Below are 8524 nucleotides of genomic sequence, written 5' to 3'. Positions count from 1 at the left end.
TTCAGTTGTACAATTTTCTCGGACATGGTTTACAGACTCCTTTCAGAATGGTGTGTCGCAACTTCATTCTACCAGAGTTCTGCAAACCATGTCTCTTTTTATCCTCTTTTATATTTGCGCAACTTATTTTACCTTATCTTGCGCAACTTATTTTACCTTATCCCGCCTTCAAGCATTTCTTTGATTTTAGGCAGTAATTCCTGGGTGTGCGATACTTCCTTGCCATAATAATACCCCCTAATGTAGTACTTTCATTTTCCTACATTAGGGGGCGTTTTGTCTATTGTCCGTTTTTACTGGTTCGGTTCATTTCAATGGGGTGGGTACTTTTTCGCTTTATTATTGGCTCTGTTCGCTCTGTGTGTTGATGAGTAAAAACTCTATTCAACCTCTCTTACCAAATTGGAATTTGTCGGCTATATGCTAAAGGCAAGGTTTCTCATGACACAGTTCAATCGAACATAACCGCCTCAGCTAAGTCTTGATTGGTATTTAATATTTCTGGGTCTACAATAGACACCGGAGCATTACTCTTCACTCTTTCCACTCCTGTGACATCCCATCCGCCGCCAGCAACAGCTTCGTTTGTATTTACCATTACTTCCATACCACTATACGTGAATCTTAACCAACCTTCTGCAGTTATCGTGTCTTCTCCGAAGTACTCATAATCATCGACACCGATCAAGGAGAAGAAATCTTGAAAGGACATGTCATCTCCCATGTCTGTAAAAAGTATGTTTGCTGTTGTTATAAAACCAGAGCATTTTATCTGTTCTTCACATTCGGTCATGGCCTTTTTAAAATCACCGTCATGTCCTCCAAAAAAGAAGTAAACATATTTCGCCCCCTGTTCCCCAAAACATGCAGAAGCGCTATCTGGGAATCCATCTAAACTTACAATAAATTCGCCTTCAGGATGCTCATTTTTCAATTCACTAAGTGTTTTTCCAATGTCATTAAAAAATTCAGGTGCTTGGTCACTAGGGGCTACAGGTGCGCAAGCAGAAAATGCGAATGATACAAGCAAAAACATTATTGTAATGAATACGTTTCGTTTCATACTATAATAACTCTTTTTCTCTTTCTAAGTGTATAATGAATATAACAGGCATTGTGTTGCAGAAACAATGAAAATTTTGTGAAATATTCTGCCAGAAAATATTTCTTTACTATAGTAGACGAAAAAACAAGAAAAAGTTCTGATTTTTCTCTACAACGATTTGCCTAGTTATAGTAGCATTATACCATAATCAGTAACAACAGTCCATATCAAACAGGATTTGCTGTAAAGCTCCGATTTTTAATGCATTTTACAGACATGTTTGGAGCTTCGCTTAATGACATTGGCCGTGAGGCTGAAGCTTTTTTTCTCTTGTGGACGCCGCGCAAACGGCGGCGCGCTATAGGTCTGCGGTCGTCTGCTTCCCCTCTTCCGCCGCCTTCACCAGGCTTACGATGGCGGAAGTGCCCAGGCGGTCGGCGCCCAGCAGCAGGAAGTCTGCTGCGTCCTCCAGCGTACGGATACCGCCGGCGGCCTTGATCTTGACCTCCGGGCCGATATACGCCCGGAACAGCGCCACATCCTCCCGGGTCGCGCCGCCGGTGGAAAAGCCGGTGGAGGTCTTGATATAATCCGCCCCGGCCTCAGTGATCAGCCGGCACAGCCGGATCTTCTCCGTCCGGTCCAGCAGGCAGGCCTCCACGATGACCTTGAGGATGCGCCCCCGGCAGGAGGCCTTGACCGCCCGCAGCTCCCCCAGCACGTCATCCCAGCGTTCTTCCTTCACCCATCCCAGGTTGATCACCATGTCGATCTCATCCGCCCCGCCCCGAATGGCGTCCTCCGTCTCAAAGACCTTTACCGCAGTGGTGGAAGAGCCATTGGGAAAGCCGATCACGGTGCACAGCTTCAGCTCGTTGCCCACGTGTCCGGCCGCCTGGCGGATATAAGCGGGCGGGATACAGGCTGAGGCACAGCCGAACGCCAGCGCGTCGTCGCATACCTGCCGTATCTCCGGCCAGGTGGCGGTCGGCCGGAGCAGGGTATGGTCACAGTGCCGCAGAATCTGCTTTGGATCCATCAAAAGCGCTCCCTCTCATTGGACGGTGATCAGTTCATACCGGCGCGTACCCACGCCGATCTTTTCGCAGTGCTCCAGGCAGACACGCCAGTCGGTGACGGGCGTGGTGTTGATAAACGGGTCGTGATGATCGCAGAAGTCCGGCGCATGCATCCGCTCATCCAGCAGCGACCCCGGTATCGGCCTCTGCCGCAGGCAGGCGTCGGCGCAGGCCTGATCCAGCGCCACCGGGTCGAAAGAGGCAAACATGCCCACATCGGGCAGGATGGGCACGTCGTTCTCCCCGTGGCAGTCGCAGTAGGGCGACACGTCGACCACCAGGCTGATATGGAAATGGGGCCGCCCTTCCACCACCGCCTTGGCGTACTCCGCCATGCGGCAGTTCAGCTCCTCCATGGCCAGATCGTAATCCGGCCGGATGGCGTCAAAGTTGCAGACGGCGATGCAGCGTCCGCAGCCCACGCATCTGCCCTGGTCGATGCAGGCCTTCCGGTCCTGGCCGTAAGAAATCGCATCATGGGCGCATTGCACGGCGCACTTGCGGCAGCCTGCGCACCGGCTCCGGCTCACCGTGGGCTTGCCCGCGGCATGCTGTTCCATCTTGCCCCGGCGGCTCCCGCAGCCCATGCCGATGTTTTTGATCGCCCCGCCGAAGCCGGTCTGCTCGTGGCCCTTGAAGTGGCTGAGGGAAAGAAATACGTCGGCCTCCATGATGGCTTTGCCGATCTTGGCGCATTGGATATGCTCCGCCCCCTCCACCGGCACCTCCACGTCGTCGTTGCCCCGCAGGCCGTCCCCGATGACGACCTGACAGCCGGTGGTCAGCGGGGAAAACCCGTTTTCATAGGCCGCGTCCAGATGCTCCAGCGCGTTTTTCCGCCGCCCCGGATAGAGGGTGTTGCAGTCGGTCAGGAAGGGCACCCCGCCCAGGCTCTTGACCACGTCCGCCACCACTTTGGCGTAGTTGGGCCGCAGGAAGGCCAGGTTGCCCGGCTCCCCGAAATGCAGTTTGATGGCGGTCAGCTTATGATCAAAATCAATCGCGCCGATTCCCGCCGTGCGGATCAGCCGTTCCAGTTTTTGCAGCAGATTGACCCCCGGCTGGCACCGCAGGTCCGAAAAGTACACCTTTGCCTGTTCCATCTGTGCTCTACCTTCCTATCCCAACAAAGTTATGCCTTCCCGCGGCCGCGCCCTCTCGTCTCCCCGTTCCGGAACATCAGCAAAAACGCCGCCGCCAGCAGCAGGCAGGCCAGCAGCACGGCCCGCTCTCCCAAGCTCCGGCAGAAAAGCGCGCCCAGCGCCGCACCGCAGGCAAAAAAGAGAATGATGCCGTAATATTGCAGGCACTGCTCCCGCTCACAGCGCCCGCCGCTGCGGCAGCAGCGGAACAACAGCTCCGTTGCGCTGCGCAGATTGCCGGTACACATGGTGGTGGCATAGGTATTGCCCCGGATCTTGCGAAAGCTCTCCACCTGCATGGCGCACACAAAGGATACGGCAAGATTGGCCGGAACGTTCCAGCGCTGCGGCAGAAACGCCACCGCCGCCAGGATCGCCAACTCCGCCCCCACGGTGATCTGCCGCCAGTGGAGGGCGGGATGATACCGAAAGCGCGCCTTGATCAGCTCCGCCACGATCACTCCGGCGGCAAACGCCAGAATAGGGATCAGGTAGCGCCCCGCCGTTCGGAACTGGCCCTGGGCCAGATAGACGCCCAGCAGAACGATGTTGCCCGTCTGTGCATTGGCAAAGACGCCGCCTCGGGTCAAATAGGTGTATGCATCCAGGAATCCGCCTGCGGCCGCCAACACGGCGCCCAGGCGAACGGTCTCCGACATCTGGGCCGGCGGCGTCCGTTTCATCCCGTCCACCCGCCTTGGAAGCGCACAGCGCGGGCAGGCCGCTTGTACCCCGGCGTCTTCCAGCCCCGCAAGGCGCCGGAAGCGCGATTCCTCAAAACACTCAAAACGGCAGGTTCAGCCCTCCGGTCAGCCCCTGCATGGAGGAGGCCGAATCGCTCTCCGCGGCCCGCAGCGCCTCGTTCACCGCCGCTATGATCATATCCTGGAGCAGTTCCACATCCTCCGGGTCCACCGCGTCCGGCTCAATGGTCAGGGCGGTCAGCTCCCGCTTGCCGGTAACGGTGGCGGACACCACGCCGCCGCCTGCGGCGGCGGTATAGGTCTTGGCTTCCAACTCCTGCTGCATCTTCAGCATGTCCTGCTGCATCTTCTGAACCTGCTTCATCATGTTCATATTCATGCCGCCGCCCATGCCGCCCATGCCGCGGCTGTTGAATCCCTTCGCCATAGCGATTCTCCTTTATTCTTTGATGATGATGTTATCGAATTGCGCCCCAAACGCCAGCAGGTCGTCCAGGCGGTCGTGTTCCGCCGGAGGAGACACGGGCGCTTCCGGCGCGGCCTGGGGGGGCTTGCCTACCGAGACGATGCAGCGTATCCCGCCGCCGGTCATGGCCGAGGCGGCGTTGCTCACCGTCTCCAAAATGGCGGGCTTGCCCACCATGCTCTTGACAAAATCCGACTCTACCCAAAGGACAAGCTGGCTGCCGTCCAGACGTCCCTGTACCAGGGAGGGGTTGTTCAGGAAGGTATACTCCCCCATGGGGACCTTTCCCCGCAGCGCGGCCACCAATCCGGGCCAGAGGTCGCCGCACACCGGCGCGGAAGAGGCCGGCACGGCTGTGGGCGCACGCACGGACCGCGCGGTCTGGGGCGCGGCCTGCGGCTCCCGTCCCGCCGCTCCCGGCGCTTCCGGCCGGGGCGCGCGCTCCTCCTCCCAGGGCGGACGGTCCGCCGGGTCTCCGCCCGCAGCGGGCTCCGCCGCCGGGGCCGTTTGGGGGGCCGCCCGGCGGGGCAGCGGGGGATCCGGCACCGCGCAGGCGGTGGGGATGCCGCCCGCCAGCAGGGCTTCCACCCGGGAAAGCCGGGCGTTCAGGCCGGCCGCGCTCTCGTCCAGCGTCGGGTCGCACAGCCGGATCAGACACAGTTCCGCGTCGGTGCGCCGGTTGCTGCTGCGGGACAGGTCCGCAATGGCGCCCTGGAGCAGGCCCAGCATCTGCGCCAGCCGCTGGGTCTGGAAAGCATTGGACAGTTTCCGCAGGGTCGTTTCATCATAGCCTCCGATGAGCAGAGCCGCTCCTCCCTGAGGCGCGGTCCTGCGGATCAGCAGATCCCGGGCCAGGGCGGACAGCTCGCCCAGAAGGCTGCCCACCTCCTTGCCCGCGCCGTACAGCCGGGACAGCGTCTCCAGCGCGGCGGCGGTCTCCCCCGCCCCGATCTGCTCCATGAGCCGGGCGGTCTCCAGGTTGCCCGCCAGCCCCAGGGCGTCCAGCACCTCCTGCTCCCCGATGCTGCCGGCGGGTCCGGCGCACTGGTCCAGCAGGGACAGCGCGTCCCGCATCCCGCCGTCGGCCAGGCGGGCGAGCAGCGCCGCCCCCGCCTCGGTCAGCGCCAGTCCTTCCTGCTGCGCCACATAAGACAGGCGCAGCGCGATATCCCCGGGCAGGATGCGCTTGAACGCGAATTGCTGGCACCGGGATTTGATAGTGGCCGGGACCTTGTGCAGTTCGGTGGTGGCCAGGATAAACATCAGATGAGCGGGAGGCTCCTCCAAAATCTTCAGCAGGGCGTTAAAGGCGGCGGTGGAGAGCATGTGGACCTCGTCCACGATGTAAACCCGTTTCTTCACGGCGGCAGGCGTGTAGACCGCCTCGTCCCGTAAGGCACGGACCTGGTCCACGCCGTTATTGGACGCGGCGTCCAGCTCCAGCACGTCCAGGATGGAGCCGCTCTCGATCCCCAGGCAGGCCGGGCACGCATTGCAGGGGTTGCCGTCCACCGGATGCTCGCAGTTGACCGCCCGGGAGAGGATCTTGGCACAGGTGGTCTTCCCGGTCCCCCGGGTACCGGTGAAGAGATAGGCGTGGGACAGCCTTCCGGCAGCCACCTGCCGCTTGAGGGTATCGGTAATGTGGGACTGGCCCACCACATCGTCGAAGGTCCGGGGCCGCCATTTGCGGTATAGGGCTTGATACAAGGCTGTCACCTCTTGTGTGATGTTGTGCAAGCGCCATGAGTCTGAGCGTCCGGCCCATGCGCCCGGAGGCCGGGACGCTGCCCGCCTCAGGACCTGCAGAGCGTCTTCGGTATGCTTTTGCACAGAAAAAGAGGGGCGGAGGATGCGGAAAGCCGCGTCGCTTCGCCCCTCTCGCCGCGTCCGGCATGTGGCAAGACCGCACACCGGCCTTTGGAATCCTCGCTATGCCCGTTACCCCGGCAGCCGGCTCAGGAGCGGGCACCCCACGGCACAGATCACGTTCCGCTTAGTGCTGCTCGGTTCCCCGCCTGACACGGTTCACGGGGCGACCTTGCGCGGGACCGATCCATCATCACTGCTTACCGGGGTCAGACGGCACAGCGCGGTTCCGGGGGCCGGGATTCATCCCTGCTGTAGCGGGTTGCAGGTACAGGGCACCGCTAACTCCCCGACTAGTGCGGCCTTGCCTCAGGCCGGGCGCTCATGCGCCCCCTTCGGAAGGCTGTATTTGATATCATACATCATTTTCCCCCATTTATCAATATCACTTTTCACTTTTTTCAAAAAGGGGCTTTACAACCGCTCAATTTATGCTATAATGTCAGGGTGCCAATTCGAAAAGGGCCTGTAGCGCAGCTGGGAGCGCGTTCGGTTCGCATCCGAGAGGTCGTGGGTTCGAATCCCATCAGGTCCACCAGAATGTGCAAATCCGAACCCTATGTTTTTCGTGAAGCACTGTTTCGGGTTTGTTCTGACGATTGAGGAAGTCTGACTTCGGTTAGGCTTCCTCTTTCTTTTTGGTAGCGATTTTCAGCTCAAGCACAGCCGCTTCGATAAGACTGTCAATCTCCCGGGTGTCGAGGCGAAAGCCCTTTTCGCTCAAATATTTCTCCACATAGGCTTTCTTCTCCGCTCCCTTGCCCTTGCCGACATAAATCATTTCGGCGGCTTCGACAGCGATATTCACCCAAAACTTGATGGTTTCAAGCTGTTCGCCGCTGACTTTGGTTTTCAGAAACGGAATGAGGTACACCGATACCAGAGAGAAGACCAGCGTCAGAAACGCTACGATTACCTGTGTCAAATCAACCATTGTAAGCTCCTCCTTCATCATTGAACGAATTTTCCGTAGGCTCGACCTTGTAGTGCTTCATCAGTTTTATTCTGTTTTCCACCTTGGCCTTGGAATAATAAAATCCTGTGCCTGTGGCGGTCTCGGCGGCTACTGCCGGGATAAGGTATGTGAGCGGCGAGAGGTCACTCGTCCTCCATATCATAACGAAGGTGAAGACAATCACCGCCAGATTTACGATAGCCGCAACAACCAGAATTACTTTTGAGAACTCCATGCGAGCCTTTTTACTTCTTTTGCCCCGATAAGGCATTAGAGCTTCATCGTGAAGTCGAGCGAAATCCACCCAGCACCAGATTTCAGCTTGCCCCACAGAGTAGCACCCTCGCCATGAGCTTCCTCGACAATGGTATAAACGCCCCTGTCCCGGATAGACCCGGTAATGGCATAGTTCGTACCCGCTCCTTTGCGGATATTCAGCTCCCCAGTTGTCACCCTCACCATGTAAGGCTTGAAGCTGGTAGTCGTGCCGCCGGGGGTGTACACAACTTTGCCGTTGCTGTCAAACACCGAGTACCCGGGGTTGTTGTCAGCGGCGGCTTTCGCATTGTCCAGAGACTTAAATGCTCCCTTCTGGCTTTTGTTATCAGACCACGATTTACGCACCCTGTACAGGGCGTTTCCAGCCCCCGTAGAGGGCTTTGTGGTCGAGGGGGTATTACTACTACCCCCAGCCCCTCCAAGCCGCTGTGTGACCGCCGTAGCCAGCTCTCCGAGCCTGTTAAAGAGCCAGTCCCCGGGACAGCTCTTATTAGCAAACCAGCGATGAACGGTGATAATCATTTCGTCCTTCTGCGGCTTGTAGGCGAGGGTCTTCTCTTTGTCTACCAGCCAGAGAAGTTTCGTCTTGTCGTACCGTTTGCAGATGTCCACGCAGAGGTCAATCAGAGCATTGTAAACCTTGCTGTTCATCGCATACGGAGCTGTGGTGTCTGACGCACACTCAATCGTGATTGCCCGATGGTCGTTCGCACCGCTGGAAGAACACCAACTACGGTCTTTCTCCTCACAGTACATACCGATACGACCGTCTGCGCCGATACCGTAGTTCGAGCTGGCCTGTCTCGAAGTGGGAGCGAAGATGTTCCCGACAGTCTCCACCGAACACTGACCCACCACACAATGAGGAGTGATTCTGTCTACCTCATGGTTTCTCGGGCTTGTCCTGTTCGGAGAAATCTTGGTGTAGCTCACCAGAGAACTATTACTCATTCCTTTTCCCTCCTCTGCCGAGGTGAAGCTCCTC

At 58.1% G+C, this 8524-nt stretch carries 9 protein-coding genes, 1 tRNA gene and 1 other RNA gene; 1 reads left to right on the top strand and 10 read right to left on the bottom strand.

What is annotated here, in order from left to right; all coding sequences use genetic code 11:
• Positions 1-451: 451 nt before the first annotated feature.
• The 7 genes from MR825_RS01810 to ffs form a co-directional block, all read right to left on the bottom strand.
• Complete coding sequence (locus tag MR825_RS01810; RefSeq protein WP_186909043.1) at positions 452-1063, bottom strand: hypothetical protein; 612 nt, start codon at positions 1061-1063, stop codon at positions 452-454.
• A 340-nt stretch (positions 1064-1403) separates the two neighbouring features.
• On the bottom strand, positions 1404-2084 hold the full coding sequence (gene deoC, locus MR825_RS01805) for a deoxyribose-phosphate aldolase (protein WP_256176011.1): 681 nt from the start codon (positions 2082-2084) through the stop codon (positions 1404-1406).
• Positions 2085-2099: 15 nt separating this feature from the next.
• Entirely contained in the window at positions 2100-3227 is a 1128-nt protein-coding gene (locus tag MR825_RS01800) for a DUF362 domain-containing protein (RefSeq protein WP_186909045.1), read from the bottom strand.
• A gap of 29 nt (positions 3228-3256) precedes the next feature.
• A complete protein-coding gene (locus MR825_RS01795; protein WP_207723842.1) occupies positions 3257-3949 on the bottom strand; it encodes a YoaK family protein in 693 nt (230 codons plus the stop codon).
• Positions 3950-4049: 100 nt separating this feature from the next.
• Positions 4050-4397, bottom strand: a complete 348-nt coding sequence (locus tag MR825_RS01790) for a YbaB/EbfC family nucleoid-associated protein (protein ID WP_186909046.1) — start codon at positions 4395-4397, stop codon at positions 4050-4052.
• 12 nt (positions 4398-4409) lie between these two features.
• Positions 4410-6155, bottom strand: coding sequence for a DNA polymerase III subunit gamma/tau (gene dnaX, locus MR825_RS01785; protein ID WP_287878409.1), 1746 nt, complete (start codon positions 6153-6155; stop codon positions 4410-4412).
• Between the two features lie 187 nt (positions 6156-6342).
• Positions 6343-6607, bottom strand: an RNA gene (gene ffs, locus MR825_RS01780) — signal recognition particle sRNA large type.
• Positions 6608-6767: 160 nt separating this feature from the next.
• Here ffs and MR825_RS01775 point away from each other — a divergent pair.
• Positions 6768-6843 (top strand) — tRNA-Ala (locus tag MR825_RS01775).
• Between the two features lie 81 nt (positions 6844-6924).
• Here the strand turns inward: MR825_RS01775 and MR825_RS01770 are convergent.
• The 3 genes from MR825_RS01770 to MR825_RS01760 are packed head-to-tail and all read right to left on the bottom strand — an operon-like array spanning position 6925 to position 8490.
• On the bottom strand, positions 6925-7239 hold the full coding sequence (locus MR825_RS01770; RefSeq protein ID WP_287878406.1) for a phage holin, LLH family: 315 nt from the start codon (positions 7237-7239) through the stop codon (positions 6925-6927).
• Positions 7232-7495 (bottom strand): hypothetical protein, encoded by a 264-nt coding sequence (locus tag MR825_RS01765; protein WP_287878403.1) that lies wholly within the window; start codon positions 7493-7495, stop codon positions 7232-7234. The genes MR825_RS01770 and MR825_RS01765 overlap by 8 nt, the downstream gene beginning before the upstream one ends.
• A gap of 35 nt (positions 7496-7530) precedes the next feature.
• Positions 7531-8490 (bottom strand): N-acetylmuramoyl-L-alanine amidase, encoded by a 960-nt coding sequence (locus MR825_RS01760; protein WP_287878419.1) that lies wholly within the window; start codon positions 8488-8490, stop codon positions 7531-7533.
• Positions 8491-8524 lie beyond the last annotated feature (34 nt).

The sequence above is a fragment of the Lawsonibacter sp. genome (assembly GCF_022777125.1).
In the GTDB taxonomy this organism is placed as follows: Bacteria; Bacillota; Clostridia; order Oscillospirales; family Oscillospiraceae; genus Lawsonibacter_A; species Lawsonibacter_A hominis.
This window is presented reverse-complemented; position numbering and strand designations above follow the sequence as displayed.

What these genes read in the sequence shown, in the direction of transcription:
- MR825_RS01770 (WP_287878406.1), bottom strand. Translation starts at nt 7,239, where the DNA reads ATGGTTGATTTGACACAGGTAATCGTAGCGTTTCTGACGCTGGTCTTC.
- MR825_RS01760 (WP_287878419.1), bottom strand. Translation starts at nt 8,490, where the DNA reads ATGAGTAATAGTTCTCTGGTGAGCTACACCAAGATTTCTCCGAACAGG.
- MR825_RS01765 (WP_287878403.1), bottom strand. Translation starts at nt 7,495, where the DNA reads ATGGAGTTCTCAAAAGTAATTCTGGTTGTTGCGGCTATCGTAAATCTG.
- MR825_RS01790 (WP_186909046.1), bottom strand. Translation starts at nt 4,397, where the DNA reads ATGGCGAAGGGATTCAACAGCCGCGGCATGGGCGGCATGGGCGGCGGC.
- MR825_RS01800 (WP_186909045.1), bottom strand. Translation starts at nt 3,227, where the DNA reads ATGGAACAGGCAAAGGTGTACTTTTCGGACCTGCGGTGCCAGCCGGGG.
- deoC (WP_256176011.1), bottom strand. Translation starts at nt 2,084, where the DNA reads ATGGATCCAAAGCAGATTCTGCGGCACTGTGACCATACCCTGCTCCGG.
- MR825_RS01795 (WP_207723842.1), bottom strand. Translation starts at nt 3,949, where the DNA reads ATGAAACGGACGCCGCCGGCCCAGATGTCGGAGACCGTTCGCCTGGGC.
- MR825_RS01810 (WP_186909043.1), bottom strand. Translation starts at nt 1,063, where the DNA reads ATGAAACGAAACGTATTCATTACAATAATGTTTTTGCTTGTATCATTC.